Origin of the sequence: Streptococcus anginosus (assembly GCF_001697145.1) — a bacterium.
Lineage (GTDB): Bacteria > Bacillota > Bacilli > Lactobacillales > Streptococcaceae > Streptococcus > Streptococcus hominis.
In genome coordinates this window covers 142,501-162,923 of record NZ_CP012719.1, presented here as the reverse complement: position 1 = coordinate 162,923, position 20,423 = coordinate 142,501, and the positions used below count along the sequence as shown (strand labels likewise).

Annotated in this window: 16 protein-coding genes and 3 pseudogenes (1 of these 19 running past the window's edge); 10 read left to right on the top strand and 9 right to left on the bottom strand. The window is 38.9% G+C overall.

Going from position 1 to position 20,423, the window contains the following annotated elements; translation table 11 throughout:
- Positions 1 to 27: 27 nt before the first annotated feature.
- Together SanJ4206_RS00875 and gla are read right to left on the bottom strand one after the other, a co-directional pair.
- Complete coding sequence (locus tag SanJ4206_RS00875) at positions 28 to 1,293, bottom strand: hypothetical protein (RefSeq protein WP_003029411.1); 1,266 nt, start codon at positions 1,291 to 1,293, stop codon at positions 28 to 30.
- Positions 1,294 to 1,509: 216 nt separating this feature from the next.
- Positions 1,510 to 2,361, bottom strand: a complete 852-nt coding sequence (gla, locus tag SanJ4206_RS00870) for an aquaglyceroporin Gla (protein WP_003029408.1) — start codon at positions 2,359 to 2,361, stop codon at positions 1,510 to 1,512.
- 108 nt (positions 2,362 to 2,469) lie between these two features.
- Between gla and SanJ4206_RS00865 the strand changes: the two genes are divergently transcribed.
- Positions 2,470 to 4,749, top strand: a complete 2,280-nt coding sequence (locus SanJ4206_RS00865) for a Xaa-Pro dipeptidyl-peptidase (protein WP_003029407.1) — start codon at positions 2,470 to 2,472, stop codon at positions 4,747 to 4,749.
- Between the two features lie 36 nt (positions 4,750 to 4,785).
- Positions 4,786 to 5,085 (top strand): YbaB/EbfC family nucleoid-associated protein, encoded by a 300-nt coding sequence (locus SanJ4206_RS00860; protein ID WP_003027109.1) that lies wholly within the window; start codon positions 4,786 to 4,788, stop codon positions 5,083 to 5,085.
- Between the two features lie 54 nt (positions 5,086 to 5,139).
- Here SanJ4206_RS00860 and SanJ4206_RS00855 read toward each other — a convergent pair whose 3' ends face one another.
- The 3 genes from SanJ4206_RS00855 to SanJ4206_RS00845 form a co-directional block, all read right to left on the bottom strand.
- On the bottom strand, positions 5,140 to 6,897 hold the full coding sequence (locus tag SanJ4206_RS00855) for a glycerophosphoryl diester phosphodiesterase membrane domain-containing protein (RefSeq protein ID WP_022525438.1): 1,758 nt from the start codon (positions 6,895 to 6,897) through the stop codon (positions 5,140 to 5,142).
- 87 nt (positions 6,898 to 6,984) lie between these two features.
- A complete protein-coding gene (locus SanJ4206_RS00850; protein ID WP_080554327.1) occupies positions 6,985 to 7,173 on the bottom strand; it encodes a hypothetical protein in 189 nt (62 codons plus the stop codon).
- Between the two features lie 48 nt (positions 7,174 to 7,221).
- Positions 7,222 to 7,716 (bottom strand): DUF536 domain-containing protein, encoded by a 495-nt coding sequence (locus SanJ4206_RS00845; RefSeq protein WP_003029403.1) that lies wholly within the window; start codon positions 7,714 to 7,716, stop codon positions 7,222 to 7,224.
- A 144-nt stretch (positions 7,717 to 7,860) separates the two neighbouring features.
- On the opposite strand from SanJ4206_RS00845, the gene aao reads away from it, so the two are divergent.
- On the top strand, positions 7,861 to 9,033 hold the full coding sequence (aao, locus tag SanJ4206_RS00840; protein ID WP_003029401.1) for an aminoacetone oxidase: 1,173 nt from the start codon (positions 7,861 to 7,863) through the stop codon (positions 9,031 to 9,033).
- Positions 9,034 to 9,086: 53 nt separating this feature from the next.
- Here aao and SanJ4206_RS00835 read toward each other — a convergent pair whose 3' ends face one another.
- Positions 9,087 to 9,818, bottom strand: coding sequence for a MerR family transcriptional regulator (locus SanJ4206_RS00835; protein ID WP_003029399.1), 732 nt, complete (start codon positions 9,816 to 9,818; stop codon positions 9,087 to 9,089).
- 606 nt (positions 9,819 to 10,424) lie between these two features.
- Here SanJ4206_RS00835 and SanJ4206_RS00830 point away from each other — a divergent pair.
- The 3 genes from SanJ4206_RS00830 to SanJ4206_RS00825 all read left to right on the top strand — a co-directional run bounded on the left by SanJ4206_RS00830 (position 10,425) and on the right by SanJ4206_RS00825 (position 11,836).
- A complete protein-coding gene (locus tag SanJ4206_RS00830) occupies positions 10,425 to 11,099 on the top strand; it encodes a hypothetical protein (RefSeq protein WP_003029397.1) in 675 nt (224 codons plus the stop codon).
- 12 nt (positions 11,100 to 11,111) lie between these two features.
- The gene (locus tag SanJ4206_RS09895; RefSeq protein ID WP_003029396.1) at positions 11,112 to 11,261 is read left to right on the top strand and encodes a hypothetical protein; all 150 of its coding nucleotides are present in this window, start codon (positions 11,112 to 11,114) and stop codon (positions 11,259 to 11,261) included.
- A gap of 68 nt (positions 11,262 to 11,329) precedes the next feature.
- Positions 11,330 to 11,836, top strand: coding sequence for a hypothetical protein (locus tag SanJ4206_RS00825; protein ID WP_003029395.1), 507 nt, complete (start codon positions 11,330 to 11,332; stop codon positions 11,834 to 11,836).
- Between the two features lie 382 nt (positions 11,837 to 12,218).
- On the opposite strand, the gene SanJ4206_RS00820 is transcribed toward SanJ4206_RS00825, so the two are convergent.
- Both SanJ4206_RS00820 and SanJ4206_RS00815 read right to left on the bottom strand, forming a co-directional pair.
- Positions 12,219 to 17,090, bottom strand: coding sequence for an SspB-related isopeptide-forming adhesin (locus tag SanJ4206_RS00820; protein WP_157622000.1), 4,872 nt, complete (start codon positions 17,088 to 17,090; stop codon positions 12,219 to 12,221).
- 25 nt (positions 17,091 to 17,115) lie between these two features.
- A complete protein-coding gene (locus SanJ4206_RS00815) occupies positions 17,116 to 18,543 on the bottom strand; it encodes a MucBP domain-containing protein (RefSeq protein WP_003027933.1) in 1,428 nt (475 codons plus the stop codon).
- A gap of 513 nt (positions 18,544 to 19,056) precedes the next feature.
- On the opposite strand from SanJ4206_RS00815, the pseudogene SanJ4206_RS00810 reads away from it, so the two are divergent.
- Both SanJ4206_RS00810 and SanJ4206_RS09820 read left to right on the top strand, forming a co-directional pair.
- A pseudogene (locus SanJ4206_RS00810) lies at positions 19,057 to 19,167 on the top strand (type II toxin-antitoxin system prevent-host-death family antitoxin); the annotation flags it as partial.
- Between the two features lie 79 nt (positions 19,168 to 19,246).
- Positions 19,247 to 19,504 (top strand): annotated as a pseudogene (locus SanJ4206_RS09820) (IS3 family transposase); the annotation flags it as partial.
- A gap of 3 nt (positions 19,505 to 19,507) precedes the next feature.
- Here SanJ4206_RS09820 and SanJ4206_RS09890 read toward each other — a convergent pair.
- A pseudogene (locus SanJ4206_RS09890) lies at positions 19,508 to 19,612 on the bottom strand (IS982 family transposase); the annotation flags it as partial.
- 169 nt (positions 19,613 to 19,781) lie between these two features.
- On the opposite strand from SanJ4206_RS09890, the gene SanJ4206_RS00790 reads away from it, so the two are divergent.
- A complete protein-coding gene (locus tag SanJ4206_RS00790; RefSeq protein WP_022525474.1) occupies positions 19,782 to 20,123 on the top strand; it encodes a DUF771 domain-containing protein in 342 nt (113 codons plus the stop codon).
- Positions 20,124 to 20,176: 53 nt separating this feature from the next.
- Positions 20,177 to 20,423, top strand: partial view of a site-specific integrase gene (locus SanJ4206_RS00785; protein ID WP_157621999.1) — the 5' portion only. It continues 896 nt past the right edge of the window; only the first 247 of its 1,143 coding nucleotides appear in the window; its start codon is at positions 20,177 to 20,179; the stop codon falls past the right edge of the window.

The window sequence follows — 20,423 nt, the reverse complement described above, 5'->3', positions numbered from 1 at the left end:
TATGTAAAAATAGAAAAAATTGTGCTGTTACTGATAAATATTTTGTGCCACTACCAGCTCATTTGCCGACTCAAATTCATATTGAAGGTAAGACTGATAAGTTCCCGGCGCAATAATCCCACGCATATCTAAAATGGCTGTTCCAGCCTGTCCGATAATGCTATCGGCTAGCAGACAGCAATTGGTAGACAGGATAAAATAAGTCTTAAAACGACTTGTTTTAAACTTATATAAACGAGCATTCAACTCATGCTTCAATTTATAAGCATACGTGCGCTTACCATCTTTCAAATCCGCCGGTGGATTCCACACTTCCAACAACTCATCAATCTCAGCCAACCGTTTCTCCACAGCCAGTTTTTGCTCATCTGTCAAAGATATCCCATAACCAAACAAGGTTTTTTTGCTTTCTTCTTTGCACAAATCAATATAAGCGTCCTTATCTACTTTAAACAAGACACCGTCTCCGATCGTGCCGAATAAACGCTCTGAAAAAACATCATAACTACCATAGGAAACAACTTTTCCTTTATAGCAAATATCAACGTGACCAATCATCCCAAAAAGATTTTGATCTGATGTATGAATCAGCACTTCTAAGTCAACTAGCTTTTGTTCATCTCGAATACGGCTGTAAACCTTTTGGTGTTCTCGTTTTTCACCCTGCAAAAAACGATTAAAACGATTCAGTTGCTCTGCTGGGAAAAAGGCAGCGATAATGATAGGCAGGTTGATCCGAATACGGCGTCGAAGTTGTTTTTTCTCCACATCGGTGTTGAACATAAGACCGTCTCGAACGTTAGAAAAGCCTAGTAATATCAGATAAATACCAACAATCAAAAATTGCATCCTACCATCCGTGCTAGGAGAAAAGACAGTTGTCAGCCCAATCCCGCCATAAAGCAAGGTATCAAAAAGATAACGGAAACCGCCTTTTAGCTTATTTTGACGGTAAAGAAGATAAGTAATGCCATAGACTGCAGCCGTACACAACTGATAGCAGCCCAATATAATAATGACAATATTGACTGGCAGATTGCTGGCACGGTTAAGAAAGCTAACAACCAGCCCTACCAAAACATGGAGGAGGGCAGAACCAAAACTGATACGATTTTTCTTCACTAAGAAACGGAAAAAAAGATTGATAACTCCGACAAATAAAAAGTAAATGACCAATAAATCTAGGGCAAATTTTGTAAAATCAACACCATTTGCAATAATAATAACGCCAAAAAGAATCGCTAAAATACCGAACAATAGAGTCCGTCTCCCACTTAGTTTATCTAATTCCATTTCATCTCTCCCAAATAAAAGGCAGGAATGAGACAAAAATTGCTACTTTGCAAAAAATCAGTTTTGCTGTCTCACTCCCGTTACTGTTATTATCCTTACTCTTTAGTATAGCATTTTATATTGGCAAACGTCTAGTCACTTATCTATTTTTTCGCTCAATCTTATCTCTTCGTTATCAAAAAACGGCTCGTAATGAACCGTTTCTTTTTTGACAACTTATCCATAAATCATCTTGTAAAGTGCTACTGCAGCAATACCGGCAAGGATTGGAGATACAACTGGTACCCAAGCATACCACCATTTTGAATCTCCTTTGTGCTCACCAAGAACTGATTTTGGAAGAAGGAAATGAAGAATACGTGGGCCTAAGTCACGTGCAGGGTTTAGACCTGGACCCGTAGGACCACCAAGTGACGTTACCAATGCCATGACAAGGAAACCAAGTGCTAAGTGGGCAACAGCAAGTCCGGCATTGATGTGAGAACCAATTGCAACTTTTCCTTGGATTTGAGTAGCATCCACTCCACGAGTAGCAGCATATTTAACAACTTCTGCACCAAAATAGTTTTTGGTCATAGCCATTGCTGCAAAGAACAAGATAAATGAACCAATAAATTCATTGACAAAGCCATTTATCATAGAAGCAGCATGTGATTTCTTGCTTCCGTCATCCGTATTTACAATAGTTGAGAATGATCCCAAAATCGCATTAGAATTTGTTGTTTGCAAATAGTAAGGGCGGTGACTTGCTACTACTAACGCTTGTCCAAATATCGCTCCCAATAATTGTGCAATAATGTAAGGCGCAACTTGTGCCCAAGGGAAGTATCCGCTAATCGCAAGTCCTAGTGTGAATGCAGGATTGATATGATTCCCTGATACATTTCCAAACATAAGAGCAGGAATCATAACCCCCATACCATAACCAACTGCAATCACCAACCAGCCACTTTGATGACCCTTTGTTCCCTTTAATTCAACGTTGGCAACAGCCCCGTTCCCCAAAATAATGAGAATTGCCGTTCCAAGAAATTCTGTGATATATTTCACAGTCCATGTGACATCCATTTTTATTCTCCTCTTTAATTAAAAAAATTTTAGACAAATCCTATTTTATCAGTTACAATGGATAATGTAAAGGTTATTTTTTGACAAAGTGTAAAAAGGAGTAAAAATATGCGCTATAATCAGTATAGTTATACACCAGAAACAAACAAAAAAATGCTGGCTGAAATGGAAAGCATTGGATTTTCTTTCCACCCAGAGTATTCTGATAAAGAAAATTTAGAGACTTTTGTACGTAGAACTTTTTTTAATTATAAAAATACAGACTATGCTTTAAAGTCTTTGGTTGCCAATTCAAAAACAGACTTACTCAGCTTTTTTACGTCCAATCAGGAATTGACAGCAGAGATTTTTTATACCATTATTTTTCAATTGCTGGGATTTGTGCCCTTTGTTGACTTTGACGATGTAGAAACATTCCGCAAGGACGTAAATTTTCCCATTACCTATGGAAATTTGCTCGAAAATCTCTATCAATTGCTCAATACGCGCACCAAAAACGGCAATCTCTTGATTGATAAGTTGGTAAGCGAAGGCTTGATCCCTGAAGACAATACCTACCACTATTTCAATGGTAAAAGTCTTGCGACCTTTACTAGCCATAATGCTATCCGCGAAGTGGTCTATGTGGAATCGCGCGTGGATACCGACGAAGATGGGCTGCCTGATTTGATTAAAGTCAGCATCATTCGTCCTCATTTTGATGGACAAATTCCTGCTGTCATGACTGCTAGCCCTTATCACCAAGGAACCAACGACAAAGCCAGCGACAAAGCACTTTATAACATGAATGTGAATTTGGTTAAAAAAGAGGCCGGAAAAATCACCGTCCATGACTCTGAAGTTTGCTTGGTTGAACCACAAGGTCAAGCAGTATTGGTGGAGCAAGCAGAAGAAACACTCGGTCATATCGGAACTTATACACTCAATGACTACCTTCTTCCTCGTGGTTTTGCTAATTTATATGTATCAGGTGTGGGAACCAAGGACTCTGAGGGGCTTATGACGAGCGGAGATTATTATCAAATTGAAGCCTATAAAAACGTTATTGATTGGCTCAATGGTCGTTGCCGTGCTTTCACAGACCATACCAGACAGCGAGAAATCAAAGCCACTTGGTCCAATGGAAAGGTTGCTACGACAGGAATTTCTTACCTCGGAACTCTGTCAAATGGGCTAGCTACGACTGGCGTAGAAGGGCTGGAGGTTATTATTGCCGAAGCTGGAATTTCTTCTTGGTACAATTACTATCGTGAAAATGGCTTAGTGACAAGCCCCGGCGGCTATCCCGGTGAAGATTTTGACTCTTTGACAGAATTAACTTACTCACGCAATCTTCTAGCGGGCGAACGTCTTCGTCACAATGCCGAGTATCAAAAGAGCCTCAAAACATTAAAAGCAAACTTGGAGCGCGAAACGGGTGATTATAATCAATTTTGGCATGACCGCAACTATCTGATTCACGCACACAAAGTCAAAGCCGAAGTCGTCTTCACTCATGGCTCCCAAGACTGGAATGTCAAGCCGCTCAATGTTTACAACATGTTCCACGCCCTGCCACAAAACATCAAAAAGCATTTGTTTTTCCACAATGGCGCTCACGTTTACATGAACAATTGGCAATCCATTGACTTTCGTGAATCTATGAATGCACTTCTCAGCAAGAAACTGCTGGGCTACAATTCCCACTTTGAATTGCCAACTGTAATCTGGCAAGACAATAGTCAAGCACAAAGCTGGTTGTCACTAAAGAATTTCGGCAATCAAGAGCACTACACTCATTTCAATCTAGGTAGTACTACTCAAGATATTCAAAATGCTTACTCCGAGACGGACTACAAGCGTTTTAGCAAGACTTATCAAACCTTCAAAAATGAACTTTTTGACGGAAAAGTCAATCAAGTGACCGTTGATTTTACTTTAGAGAAAGAGTTGTTCCTCAATGGTCCCGTTAAGCTCAATCTGCGCCTAAAATCCAGCACCGATAAAGGTCTGATTTCCGCACAACTATTAGATCTTGGGCAAGCTAAACGCCTCACCCCAATTCCTGGCGTCCTTGCACCAAAAGTCATGGACAATGGTCGCTTTTATATGCTAGATCATTTAATGGAATTGCCTTTCAAAGAGACACCTCACCGCGTCATCACCAAAGGATTTCTCAACCTACAGAACCGCACCGATTTGCTAACAGTTGAAGAAGTCACACCAGACCAATGGTTAGAATTTTCTTTTGGATTACAGCCAACCATTTACAAAATGCAATCAGGCAATACACTCCGCCTTGTCCTCTACACAACCGACTTTGAACACACCGTCCGCGATAATACCGACTATCATTTGACCATTGACCTAGCAAACTCTAGCTTAGATGTGCCAGATATGGTAAAATAAGATGTTAATGTTTGAAAATTAAGGAGAACTAAAACAATGATGAACATGCAATCCATGATGAAACAAGCACAAAAATTGCAAAAACAAATGGAAAAAGGGCAAGCCGAACTTGCTGCGACAGAATTTGTTGGCAAATCTGCCCAAGACCTCGTGGTCGCAACTCTTACAGGTGATAAAAAAGTCGTCAAAATCGACTTCCAAGAAGCTGTTGTCGACCCAGAAGACTTAGAAACTTTATCTGACATGACAACCCAAGCTATCAACGCTGCCCTCGTAGAAATTGATGCCGCAACTAAGAAAAAATTAGGTGCCTTTGCAGGCAAAATGCCGTTTTAAAACAAATCTCAAAAAACTCACCCCCTCCTAGTTCATTGCTAAGAGGGGGCTATTTTATGTAAAATTAAAGAAATCAAAGGCTTTATTAAGGAGTAAGTCTGTATATTTTGGATTGTCTTTCAGCTCTTTAATGGAACTTTGCACCAGTTGAACATCATCCGTTATGATACCGTCAACATTCAAGCGGAAAGATTTTGCAATGCTGTTTACATCGTTGACCGTCCAATCATAGAGCAATTTATCTGCTTGCCACAACTTAGAAACAAAGTTTTCATCTAGTGTGGAGTATTCCATAGTATAACCACTAGCTTTGGTTCGTGGGAAGATTGTATTATAAGGCAGGATAAAAAAGCTTTTAATGCTAGCATCGTATTTCACAACTTTTTCAATCACGCGATAGTCCAATGAGTGCATTTGATGACCGTACTTTTTAATCGTTGGGCCATATTTTTTCAAAAAGCGCTCCATCATATCCGAAGAATCTTTTTTGCTGGTTTTGATTTCAATGAGCAACCGCTGCCCCAATTCGTTGGCACGGTTGAGATACGCATCAAAACTGGAAATTTTTGTCCGATAGCCATTTTCTGAAACCTCTAAAGCAGTTAGTTCTGCCAAGGTCAAATCCTGCGGACTTGCATTGACACCCGCCAAATTGAAAAGATTAGCATCGTGCATCATGACAAATTGACCATCTTTTGTCTCTTGTACATCCATTTCTATGTAATCTGGTTTCAGCAAAGCCGTCTTTTCCAATGACTGAATCGTATTTTGTACACCATTTTCCTGCGACACTCCTCGGTGAGAAATCGTAACAGGAACAGTTTCCAATGGAAAAATGAGATACATATAACCTTCTACAGCAAAGAATATAGAAGCAATGGAAATCACAAGCCAGCGCAAAACGCGATCAAACTTCCGCCGCGGACAATCCGCCAAGCCTTGCTCAGTTAGAAAAGAAACAAATTTAATCAAGAAGTAGCTCAACATCAGATAGTGAGCATTTTTCAGCAACACATAATTCATCACACCAGCAATCGTTGCCACTTGATTGGAATGACCGTCTGCAACATGCTGTAAAAGAAAGAGAGGCAGAGCCATTCCAAAAAAGAAGAGAAAAGTCTTGGTCACAATCCAAAACAACTGCCAAGAATAAAAGAAAGTTCGTTTCTTAGTTTTTTCTAAGCTGAACTGCACCGCTTCTCTTACGGAAGAATTTTCAAAAAAGATTTTTGGCAAGGCAAACATCAGCTTGACCGCAATCAATAACATCAGCCATACAAGCAGGGTCAGGACGACAGCACCCCAAAAATACGTCTCTTTCAAATAAGTTAAGATAAAATTTGGAACTAAAATCTTATTTAGATAGTAAATTTTGAGGATTTTTCGGAGAAAAGGAAAGAGCAGAGCGATGTAGAGCAAGACAAACAATATTTTATTAGGACGTGCTTGCTTTAAGGTGAGCAAACTATCTGCTATGGTTTTCTTGGTAAATTTCAAGAGGGTTCGCTTTTCTTGAGTCAATAGATTGTGCGCTCCTAAAAAAAGAAGTGTGATTTGAACATAAGCGACCAACAGATTGGCTAAAAACAAGAGGATAAAAGCCAGAGTAACTAGAGGATGACTAGATAACACTCCAACTACATTGTTATACGATAGAAATTGATAGCCCGTCTGACGAAGCAAAGTACCTGCCGCCCACGAATTAAAAGGCAACCAAGCATATTCTGTCAGCATAAAAATAATAAAAAACAAAAATAGAATTTTATCAAGATTTTGATAGAGTTTTTGAAAACCTAAACGCTGTTGTTTCATCATTCTCCTTTAACTTATTTTTCATCAACTGAAGCATAGAGAGGATTTGCTAGACGGATTAAGTCAGCATAATCTTGTTTTAATGCTTCAAAAGCTATTCTGACCTCTGTCGGAATCTCCATCCGCTAGAATACTCCCACCAAACAGCACCATGACATCAGCCTGTTTTAGGCTATATTTATCTCCTAAAGCTTTCTGTGTTAATTCTGGCAAATCGCGCTTCCCACAAAAAGAAGCAAGAATATTGATATCTTTTGCGACTTTTTCTTTCATCATACCTTTCATTCTATAAAAAAATCTCAGTTTCTTCAACCGAGATTCTCTCTATCGTCCAAACAATCTTGCAAAGAAGCCTTTCTGCTCTTGTGCTTGAACTTTTTCTTTAGCTTCGTCCAATTCTAATAGCAAAGTTTCACGCTCATTCATGGCCTTAGCAGTCAATTGCTGCTGTTGGTCTAATTGCTTATCTTTTTCAGCAATTTGAACATCTTTCACGCGCAACTGCTCATCTTTTTTAGCTAATTGCACATCTTTTGCTTTTAACTGGTCATATAAACGCACAATTTCTGCATTTTTCTCATCTACCAAAATTTCCATGAGCTCACGTTGCTTGACATCTTCGCTGACCGGTTCATCTTCAAAAATCGTCTTTTTGTAGATTTCTTCCAGCTTTATCAAACCGCTGCGTGTCACAACGGTGACCCCTTTTTCATTCTTGTCGGTATCTTCGGGCGCAAGAGTTTTGACCCGATTGTTCATCGCCTGACGGCTAATCCCTAAAATCTCGGCTAGCTCGCTGACTGTCTTTTCAATTGCCATAATTTCCTCTGAAGCTTTTTCTAGATATATACCTAAATCTTATCATATCAAGGCTTAACTGTCAAATTCGCTCTGGATTTCAAGGAATTTCATCACATTTATGATACAATAAATTTGACCTATTCATTTAAAGAAAGAAGTACAATGAACCATTTTGATACAATCGTGATAGGCGGAGGACCTGCTGGTATGATGGCTGCTATTTCCAGCTCCTTTCATGGACAAAAAACTCTCCTCTTAGAAAAAAATAAACGCTTAGGTAAGAAACTTGCCGGAACAGGTGGCGGACGCTGCAATGTGACGAATAATGACACTTTAGAGGATTTATTAGCTGGCATACCAGGCAACGGTCGCTTCCTCTACAGCGTCTTTTCCCAGTTTGACAATCATGACATTATGAATTTTTTCACTGAAAATGGCGTGAAACTTAAAGTGGAAGACCACGGGCGCGTTTTCCCAACAACAGATAAATCTTCTACAATTATTGAAGCCTTGGAACAAAAAATAAAAGAGCTGGGTGCTACAATCAAGACACAGACAGAAGTGGTTTCTGTAAAGAAAAACGCGGATTGCTTTATCATCAAGTCAAGTGAGCACATTTGGAGCAGCGACCGATTGATTGTCACCACAGGTGGTAAATCCTATCCTTCGACTGGCTCTACTGGCTTTGGCTATGAGATTGCCCGCCATTTCAACCATACAATAACAGAGTTAGAAGCTGCAGAAAGCCCACTTTTGACAGATTTTCCACACAAGGCTTTACAGGGGATTGCATTAGCCAACGTCACCCTTCGTTATAATAAACACATCATTACCCACGACCTGCTCTTTACTCATTTTGGTTTATCTGGTCCAGCTGCTCTACGGATGTCCAGTTTCCTCAAAGGTGGTGAAACCATTTATTTAGATGTCTTACCACAGTTTTCTGCGGAAGATTTGGCAGCATTTTTAGAAAATAACCGAGAAAAATCGCTCAAAAATAGCCTCAAACAATTACTTCCTGAACGTCTTGCAGACTTTTTCGCGCAGCCATTCCCTGAAAAAGGCAAACAATTGACTGGAAAAGAAAAAGAAGAGCTCATTCAACAGCTCAAAGCTCTACCGATTCCTATTACCGGCAAAATGTCTCTAGCCAAATCTTTTGTGACCAAGGGCGGTGTCAGTCTTAAGGAAATCAATCCCAAGACTTTAGAAAGCAAACTAGTTTCTGGGCTTTATTTTGCTGGCGAAGTGCTGGATATCAATGCTCATACCGGTGGATTTAATATTACAGTCGCTCTCTGTACTGGCTGGGTTGCTGGAAGTATGGAATACTAAAAATAGAGCAAATGCTACCATGCAGAACACTAGCATTTGCCCTATTTTTTATTTTACTTGTGAACGTATGCTTGGATAACATCTGCTGCATATTGGGCCGTTCCAACTCCAAATTGGTCAATATTTTTCTTAAATTCAGGATTTGCCACGTAGCCTTTTCCAATAAAAGCGAAAACTTCCAGAGAACAATCAAAGGCATAGGTATTCATTGCTTGAAATAACTGCTCGGCTTCTGATAAATTCTCTTGTGCTTCTACAGCTAGACCTTTTTGCATATTGTTAGCTAGATTGCGAAAAACTTTGTTAAATGCTTCCGTCATCTCAGTTTCTTTGCCAACTTGTCGTGTACGAGACTCGTCCATTACTTCTTGACCGTATGTTTCAACCGCTTGATGATAATAATTTGCATGGTCTTCGTAGGTAAATCCAACAAATTTTTCTTGTGTCGTCATTTTTCTTTCTCCTTTTTGAGCTTGAATTGTCTTTTGCAAGGTGAAAATCAAGGTATCCAAATGTTCCCTTTCCTGCTGCAAAAACTGCAATTGCTTGTTCAAGTGAGGCAATAGTTCCTGCTCTTTCTGACCTAGTAGCTCTGCTATTTTCTTTAAAGAAAATCCAAGATATTTGTAAAATAAAATAATTTGCAGGCGCTCTAAATCTGCTTCACTATAAAGGCGATACCCGTTTCCAGACTTTTGCGGCACAAGCAAACCTATTTTATCATAGTGATGCAGTGTTTTGACAGAAACACCTGAAAGCTGCGCAGCTTCTTTGATTTGATACATCATTTCCTCCTTACAAATCTCATTATAAACCCTCCCCTTAGGTTGAAGTCAATACTTTTTTAAAAATATTTTACCCCCAAATAGAGTTATCACAAAGTACGCCCTTGCTTTGTACAAAAAATCACTAATGTTGCTTGCAAAGCAAATCTCAACACCATTCGCTTTTCAAATACGAAAGAGCACTTTTGACGAAAACTTTGTTTTCTTTATCCACCACCTCAATAGTCTAAGGGACTGTTGAGCACCCTTGCGGGGGTGAAACTACCAGCTCCCATTGTGCCTGGGAAACTCTAAACTGACTAAAAACAGCAAAGTTTTTCCGAACTCCCCCTGTAATGATAACTAACATAAACAGAGGCGGCAAGTTAATAGTTCTTTTGTCCCTATTGTCTCTGTTAGCTATCTCTTCTCTCACTTGTTTCAACTGCATCTCAAAACGAAGGAAAACATAGAAATAATAAGGATTTTCGCTCGTAGAATATATGAATTTTATTGTATTATTTGTGAAATTTTGATAATATATATATAATAATACAAGAGTACTTGTATGAGGACAGTTAGTGTCTGGCTATCCTTAAAAATAAACAAAGAATAGAAAGGATTAAAATGTCAAAAAAGAAAAAAGACACACCGTTAGTCTTTCTAGTCTTGCTGAAGTGGTTAGCTGAACTAATCTATTTTGTAGGAATTGTGTTCGTTGCCGGCACAGCTCTCCTACTCTTAACATATAATATTCTCAATATACCGCTAGACTATATCCATATTGCAGCTTTAATTGCTTCTTTCATCTACATATTGGTTGGATTTTTAGTGGCAAATAGTTCCGAAGACATCGTAATCGCTAGCAACTACTTTAAAATCCTATCGGCGCTTGGTTACTTAGCAGTCATTAGCTACTTTGACAATCAACTATTTGATTATTTAAAAAATCCAGTTGTTGATATCTGCTTAGCCATACCATTTTTGATTGCCATTATTTATAAAAAATTTTATAGAAAAATGATTTACCGTGCTGTCTTTAAAAAACATCACTCTGTCTCTTTTTACAGTGAGTATTCAAGTATTGAAGAGATAAAAGACTCGATGTTAGAAGCTGTCCGTGAAGCAGTCAAGGACGGTCACAAAGAAAATGTAGAAGTTGTCGGAAAAAATTTTAGGCAAGATGCAAAAGGAAATATCATCGGTATTTTCAAAATTTCACTAGCTCGTAAATTATTTAAAATCACTCAGCCAAAACTAATGCTGATTACCTTAAACTTTAATATCAATAATAATGAATAGGAGTCTACAACCATGTCAGAAATCGAAAAACCTGTTTTAACACTAGAGCAAGATCGCTTCTTAAAAAATAAATCATTTGATACCTACAAAAAGAAGCTTGAAGTTCTATCAAGAGCATATAGCGCTAATGCCATGAAAACGATCAATGGCTTCTCTCATTAGATTCAGAAGAACAATACAAAGCACTGTTTGAAGCTGTATTTTCAGGTGTTTGGGACGTTGATACCGGCATGCGTTATGTCAACGTTACAGAAATCATTGGCGTATCTAGTTTCTTGGCTGGACAAAAAGATGAAAACGGCTACTATGTACGTAATTCTAACGGTGAGATTGTCTGGGACGTTGTAGACATTGACGAAGCTGAACTTTTTACAGACGAGCAAATCGCAACTATTGTTCCAAAAGAATATCGTGGAAAAGCATTTGTCATTCGAGAGCTAGATGCACGCAAAGAATGGGGAGAAAAGCAACCTTCAGAAGACATTTCTGAAGAAGTACAACCCGTTGCTGAAGAGGCAGTCGTTGATGTAAAGACAGAACCAGAACCTGAGCCCGCACCAATTGTCCAACCAGCACCTACCGCTGACACGAAGGTTAAACAACAAAAACCTATCGTAAAACCAGCCCCCGTAGTAAAGCCACGTCCCATGACAAAATCTGAAAGACAACAACAAAAAAAAGATTACACAAAAGAATCCATTAAAATTATCAATGCAACCATTGATAGTCTTGGATAGTAACAATTTTCAATAATATTAAAGAGTTTGGGACAAAAAGATTTTAATTTTTAAAAATCTTAATTATTAAGCCCTTCTAATCTATAATTAAATGCGAAAAGCGAACAAAGCAGAATTCTGATTATCAGAAAACTAGTTTTATTCGCTTTTTATATTTGAGGTCGGACTTTTGTCCCAGCCTCTTTTGTCCTCTTTCCAATTTGAAAAGGATTAACTTAAATTTTAAAATAGAAGTAGAACGAAGCACTTTTGACTTATTTATCATATATCCAAATACACAATCAACAACGACATTATATTATAACAAAGAGGTTGAGACTCGGTCTCAACCTCTTTTTGTCACTATTGCCTAGCAAGAGTTAGGATAATCATCGTTAGGGACTTATTCTTCCTCTTTACGTTTCTTGAAGCCAAGCATTGACAATGCTGTAGCAGCAAACGCCAAACCTGTCAACGCTGCACCAGTATTTGTAGCTTCACCTGTTGAAGGTAAACTTACTTTCGGAGTTACTGGTTTTTTTGGAGTAGTTGGTACTACTGGAGTAGGGGTTGGTGTAGGAGGTGTTTGCGGTTTTTCAGGTGTATTAGGAGTTTCTGGCGGTGTTTGTGGTTTATCCGGAGTCTTAGGTTTATCTGGTGTTACCACTGTTACCGTATTAGAATTTCTTTCAACACCATTGATGATTTCAGTAAAGGTGTTCTTCACTGTACCATAGTCAAGTTGTTTCACTTGCATGTAACCTGTAGCTTGGAACTCACTATTATCTGAAATACTGTTCAAGAAAGCACTAGAGAATGAATACAGAACTGTTCTCGTCTTGTGATCAACAGTTTGGTTGACAAACTTCGTCAAATCTGTACCCTTGGCAAGTTTTTGACCATTCTTAAGAAGAATATCTGTCTTCGCATACCATTTGTGAACACCATTGTATTCTACTAATGAAGAGTATTTATCTCTTACTTCCATCTTTTCAATAGCTTGTCCACGATTTGCTGGTAAATAAGAAGTTTCTAATTCAAAGTTGTAGACTTGTCCAACCTTAACAGTCTTATTATTCAATGAATTCTGGTCTTTTTGACCATCTTCAACAGTCGCTACAACATCTTTCTTCGGATTGATCTTCGGAATGTTGTTGGTTACAAGGTTTGTTTCATGGATACCAGTAAAGTCGATTTGATAAGCACGGTTATTATACTTGCTAGCTTCCTTGATTTCCTTCTTAACGGTTGTTGGGAAGACTAGTTTCAGATTGATACCTTTCAAAACATAGTTGTTTGTGTAAGCTACTGGATCATCTGCTGTGGTTACGGCAAACTCACCATCAATCTTCAAGCCCTTAGCCTTGATGTAATCTTGAACCTTTTGTGGAGCTTCTGCAACAGATTTGTAAATCTTCGTTGTGAAGCCACTTTGAACTTTACCGTCTTCTGTTGTTACACGAACACCAGCCAAGTTAGGAGTGACATACTTACCAGAGTATTTTTCAACAACCATCAAGCCTGCTTGCTTATCTTTATCCGTTAAGCCTGTCATACCCTTGTATTGGTCATTGTCAATATCAATCGTATAAACTTCGGTTGAACCTGCCAACATGGTCTTACCGTTGACATCTTCACCCTTAGCATTGGTTCCTTTCTTCTTAGGCTCTGCTTTCACTTCCTTGTAGACATAAGTAACTTCGGTTACACCTTTGGTAACTTTACCTTTTTCATTACCTTTTGTCTTTTCAGGAACGAGGTTGTACACTTTATCACCAGACTTGATCGCTGTCGTCTTGTGATCGGTCGTATCGTAATTTTCGCCAACACGAGCATGAGAAGTATCCGTTACATCTTCTTTGATCTTCTTACCAGATTCGTCTTCATAGTGAACAACTACGTCACCGAATACTTGCTTATAAATATAAGTGACATCGGTATTTCCTTCAACGACTCTACCTTGTTCGATACCTTGAGTCTTTTCAGGAACAATTTCATAAGTGCGACCATCTTTTGTAGTGATTGTCTTATGAGCGTGATCACGAGTATCATAAACAGTATTGATTGGAGCACCAGTTGTATCTTTTTCAGGTTCTTTGATAACTTTGCCATCTTCATCTTTATAATGAACGGTTACATCACCAACCACTTCATCGTAAACATAGACAACTCGAGTAGTTCCCTTGACAATCTTACCACTTTCTTGACCTTGAGTTGCATTTAGATCAATGCGATAAACTTTACCATCAGCTGTAGTAATTCTAGTTGGTTTGTGATCTGTTGTATCGTAGTTCGTACCAACTTTGCTATCTGGTGTATCAACAACACGTGGTGCGATAGTATTACCTTTCTTGTCTTGGTAATCAACGACAACGTTACCGTATTCATCTGGTGTTGGTACGTCTGGTACAAGGTCATAGTAGTAGGTAATGTTAGTATTGCCTTCAACGACTTTACCTTTTTCTGCACCTTGAGTTGCTTTCGGATCAAGACGATATTTCTTACCGTCAACTGTCGTAATTGTTTCTTTCCGTTGATCGGTTGTATCATAGTCTGTTCCGACTTCTGATCTTGGTGTATCCGTTACTTTTGGTGAAATTGTAGCGCCGCTTTTATTCTTGTATTCAACGGTAACATCACCATATTTCTTTTCTGGTGTTGGAATATCTGGTACAAGATCATAGTAGTAGGTAATGTTAGTATTGCCTTCAACAACTTTACCTTTTTCTGCACCTTGAGTTGCTTTCGGATCAAGACGATATTTCTTACCATCAACTGTCGTGATTGTTTCTTTCCGTTGATCGGTTGTATCGTAGTCTGTTCCGACTTCTGATCTTGGTGTATCCGTTACTTTTGGTGAAATTGTAGCGCCGCTTTTGTTCTTGTATTCAACGGTAACATCACCATATTTCTTTTCTACTGGTTTTTCAACCTTGTCATAAACATAAATAACTTGAGTTGTACCTTCAACAACTTGACCACTTTCTTTACCTTTAGTAGCGCTTCTGTCAATACGATAAGTTGTGCCATCTGCTGTTGTAATAGTTGCTGGCTTATGGTCTGTCGTATCATAAGCAGTACCAACTTTAGAAGTTGGAGTGTCAACTACACGTTCCGCAATTTTGTTACCTTGCTTATCTTGGTAGTCTACAACAACGTTACCATATTTTTCTGTTGGTTTATCTATTTTATCATAGACATAGACAACTCGGGTTGTCCCTTCAACGACTGTACCACTTTCTTTACCTATAGTAGCGCTTCTGTCAATACGATAAGTTGTGCCATTAGCTGTTGTGATGATTTCTGGTTTATGGTCTGTCGTATCGTAAGCAGTACCGACAGATGTATCTGGTGTATCCACGATACGTTCTGCAATTTTATTACCTTGCTTATCTTGGTAATCTACAACAACGTTACCTTTTACTTCAGTGTAATAGTTTGCTACATTGATTGTACCTAATTTAACAGTACCTGTTGTATTATCAGTAGAAGATACGTATTTGTAAACTTTCCCGTCAGCAGTAGTGATCGTCTCTTGATGAGTAGTGGTGTAACTTTCACCTGTAGGAGTTCCCTTAGGTTTGACTGTTTGAGTAGCTGTTAGCTTAGTAGTTGTTCCTTGAATATAGTTATCTAGCAAGACATTACCAGCAGTATTATACTCAACAAGGTTATAATCAAGGTCAGGTTTTACAAGTGTAAAGCGAGATGGCAATTTACTTGTAAGAGCCAACCAATATCCTCTATCCCATTGAGACGTTCTCTGCATAACAAAGGAAATCGTATCTCCGCTTTCTGCTACACCAGCAATCCCCATTTTATAGAAATTTGGATCATCATAGTTATCTTTAATATCGTGGGTTGGGCTACTTGCTGCCAAACGACCATCAGCTTGTTTTTCAACTAACGAACCCGTGATTTTTACTGGGCGGAAACTATAGTCAGTTATACTTTCTTCATGCTTTTTACCAGCTAACGAACCCGTAGTAGGTTCTGTTTTCGTTAAACTCGTCATGGCTAAAATAGCCGGATTCGTCTTTGTAAATTGGATTGGATTACCATCGGCATCGTAAAAGCGAATATTTACACGATATCTAGATGGTTGATTGATGTTATAAAAAGTGTAAATTCCTTTGGTTGGATCTTTCTCTGCGAAACCAACAATACCAGTTCCACCACTTATATTGGTAACTTCATAAACTACCTTAGAAATTTTCTTTCCATTGTATGTTGAGTTTTGAAGATTGCTATAAGTAGCCGTAATCGTTTGATTGTTTTCAATTTTTGGGATGACAAATCTACTTCCACCACCTGAAAGTGTTGTTGTAAATGGTGCCACTGGAGTAGAACCAAATGTGCCACCACCTGCTACATATTCATCATAGGATTGTGCATTAGGCATATCTTTTTGTCCAAATTCCGTGGCACCACTAATAGACAGCTTCCCATTAGGCTCACTTTCAAACTTCAGACCTTGGCTGACAACTTCACTTAGATAGCCATCCGTTCCAGTGTTTTCTTGTGCTTTTTTCAGATCACGTTTGTAAGCATCTACACCTGTTTTAATACGAGTCGCTTGTGTTTCTTCAAGGGTATTTGCAAGTTCTTTTTTAGCTTCTGCTTCTACTTCACTGTTAGCTGTTCCAATGTTGTTGTTTGGATTTTTCTTAACATCAATATTGTAGCCATTTGCTTCAGAAATTGCATCTTTTAGTTTTTGATTTTCGACAGTTACTTTTGAGCCTTCCGTACGATCTACTGGGGTAGCAGTTGGCGTTGTGGTTGTTGTAGGCGCTGCTGGTTCTGAAGTTGATACTGCCCCTGCTGGCGCAGCAGTTGCTGCTTCAGCCTTTGCTGTTGTAGCAGGAGTTGCCGTTGTTTCAGCCGCTGCAGTTGTTGCGGCTGGCGTTGCAGTCGCTGTAGTCGCTGCTGAAGCTGCAGCTGGTTGCATAGCTGCACTTTCAGTTGTTGTAGTGTCAGCTGTTGAAGTAGCTCCTGCTGGTGCTGTTGTTTCAGCTTTTGCAGTAGTTGCTGCTGCTGTAGAGCTACTAGCTGCTTCAGTTGAAGCTGCTTTTGATTGCACAGCAAGGCTTGTATCAGAAGCTTCTGCTACTGGAGTGGACGTTGTTGGCTTCGTTGCTGTTACTTCATCAGCCGCTACACCTTGGTGAGCACTGAGAATTGCAATGGTTCCAAGCGTCAAGATACCAATGGTTCCATAGACTTTATTTTTTCGGATCGAACCATGACCCTTCGTTTTGCTATTATGAAACATAAAATTCCTCTTTTCTTTTTAATAATTACCCAATTAACCAATTATCTTTCTCAAAAGGCTTGACTTTTTTGAAGCCTAATAGAGCCAAGATAAATAAACCAATCGTTGCAAGAATCGTGGTTGCTTCCCCCGTATCTGGCAACAATGTAAACTTACCATTACTTGATTTGACAGTGACCGTTCCGTCAGGATTTACCCTAGCACCTACTTGCGCAGCTGGTACAGATGTTTTAGAACCGTCTGCGTTTTTGATAGTGACTTCTCCTTGATCATTACCAATAATCTCAAAGCCCTTATCCGTCAAAAGCGGATCAGCTGGTGAGATGATTGATTTGATTGGATTGTCAATCGTGTCACCTTTTTTAGTAGTCACAGATGAAGCATTGTCAAGACTGAATGTTTCATCCTTTTTCAAGTCCACATCAGAAGTTGTCGGTTCATCCTTACTTTTTTCAGTCAATATAGACGGATTGATACCCTCCTCTAAACTATTCGTCTGTTCAAACTGAGTATCCAACATCCCATCACTAGGAATTGTATCCATCGGCGTCACAGTATCTGCTATGGAGCTATCTGGACTAACCGATGAATCCTCCGAAGGATTTGGAATTGGTGGTTTGTCCTGTGGAGTTGCCCCTTTATCGGATGAATCCGATGTACTCGGTTTAGTCTTATCTGGGGTATCTGGCTCCGGCTTCGGTGGCACTACCTTATTAGAGTCTGGCGTTTCTGTGACCAGATCATAGTAGTAAGTAATATTGGTATTGCCCTCAAGAACTTTCCCTTTTTCATAACCCTGAGTAGCTTTCAGATCAAGACGATATTTCTTACCCTCTGAGCTGATAATGGTCTCTCTTCGGTAGTCAGTCGTATCATAATCCGTCCCCACCACAGAAGTCGGCGTGTCTAGCTCTTTTGGAGCAATCAAAGCACCATCTTTACTCTTATACTCAACCGTTACGTCACCGTATTTCTTTTCTGGTTCCGATTGTTTTGGCTTTGAAGACTCAGTTCCTGCTGTTCCAGACTGATCCTTTTCTGGCATAGCTGGAGGTACTGGTTCTATCTTCGGTTTAGTCGGTTCTACCTTACTTGAGGTATCTGGTGAGTCAGTTTTAGTCTTGTCTGGTACAATTGGTGTTGTCGGTGTCGCCCTTGAGGGCTCTACCTTGTCCGACGCACTTGGCATACTCGGATTATCCTTATCAGGAAGAGTCGATGTAGCCTGACCAGAAGTCACAGGAGCAGACGATTTTTGTACATCCGCGGAGACACCTGCATTTCCTTGCTTAGACTCTGGCGTTTCAGTAGAAGCCTTTTTATTGCTGTCAACAGTCGGTGTAACAATCGTTGTGGAGATAGAGCGCTCAACATCCCTAGCCAACACAGGATTTGCACCTAAGGCTGATAACAATACAGCCGTTGACGCTAAAAAGAACCTGCTTTTTTTCATTCTAAATATCCTCTCAATATTTTAACATATTGGATATGTTAAGTCCTAGTTTTAAAAAAAACTATTCACTTTCATGATAGTAATTTTTTTTTTTGAATGTCAAGCCAATTACATGGTTTTCACAAATTTATTTAATCCCATTACAGAGGTATTCTACATTTCTTGACATTTTGTAAATAAATGTAGATTGATTACAGATAAATTACAGATGTCTAATAAAAAGTAATCTAAAGCGCTGATAACTTTTAAACTCCAATTGGTCTAGACAATCGAATGAATCAACATTTTGCATATATACGGGGCTTTTGCGCCAAAATCCAACTATTTTTCACTTCAATAATGGTGTATAAAATGATAATGGTATATCTGTAACGAATAGTTATGCAACAGCGGTAAACTATCTTTTTTATTTTCAACTCTTTAAAATAATAGTCTTAGAACTAGTTGATAATACTTGTACAAGTTCCTGTCAAGTGTTCTAATAAGAATAGTCTTAAAGTGAGGTGATATAAAATGGAAGCTGTCGTCTATTCAAATTTTAGAAACAATTTGAAGAATTACATGAAAAAAGTCAACGATGAATATGAACCTCTAATGGTTGTCAATAAAAATCCTGATGAAAACGGCACTAGCCCCATAAAATGAGACACAAGAAAAACCCTCCTGTTGAAATCTAGTAAACTAGAAACAGGAGGGTTTTGTTATGGTCAAAAAAGCGTATTCGGTAGAAACTAAGTTAGCCTGTATCGAAATGAAGAAAGCAGGTAAGCCCAATAAGGTTATCATGGAGACCCTGGACATCAAAAATGTTAGTCAGGTCAAAACCTGGTGGCGATGGTATCAGAATGATGAACTGCACCGTTTCCATCAACCCGTGGGGAAACAATATACCTACGGTAAAGGAATGGAACAGCTATCTGAAGTGGAACAACTACGCCTACAGGTGGAATTGCTAAAAAAGTATCGAATCTGGGCAATAGTTTCGACAGAGCATCTGACAAATTTTTGATAATTGACCTATGTTCCATTCCAAGTAATGAGAATTAGCGGTATTCTGTAAATGACTCATTTGGATGACCTCCTGTTGATTTTGTCACTTACAAGTACAGTCCAAATGGGTATTTTGAAGTGAACTAGCACCACGGGTAAAATTTATAGAATCAAAACGCTATCACGAAAGCAGACACATCAAAGATGTGACCATCATTGACCAAGAAATGGATACGGACTAACTGCCTATGAAACCAACCACCCTACAAATTGACTTAAAAAATATTACGATACAACTCCCACCCGATAAAATTATCGTTGACCGTTCCGAGTATGAAGAACTCAAAAAAATCTCCTCAAAAGGGCGTTATCTTACGCTCTCTGAGGTTTTAGAACTTCTTTCCGTCTCTCGTCCATGGTTACTCGAAAACGTGCTTTATAAGCCTGAAATTCGTAATCAAATTGACATTGATAAAAATAGCAATGGCTTTGTGAAATACCCAGATAGTCAAGGCGGACGCTATTACTTTCTGGCAAGCAAAACCAAAGAATTTTTCGAGGATCATTTTGCAAAAATTTTTGAATTATGACAAGATAACCAAGATAAAACCTTGGTTATCGATTTCTTAGAAAAGAGGGAACCATGTCACTATACATTACGCAACGCGGAGGGAAAAAAGGGAAGTGGTCTTATCGGATCACTGACAAAAAAGGGAACTATATTACATCAAAATCAGGATTTAAAACCAAAAAAGAAGCTGAAATTGAAGGTTTGACCCAAGAAATTAAATTACATCAAGGAAAGGTCATTGATAAAAACATCAGTCTCTTCCAATTGTGGGAAAAATGGTACCATTTAAAAATCATCCCACTCAATAAAATGGATTCTA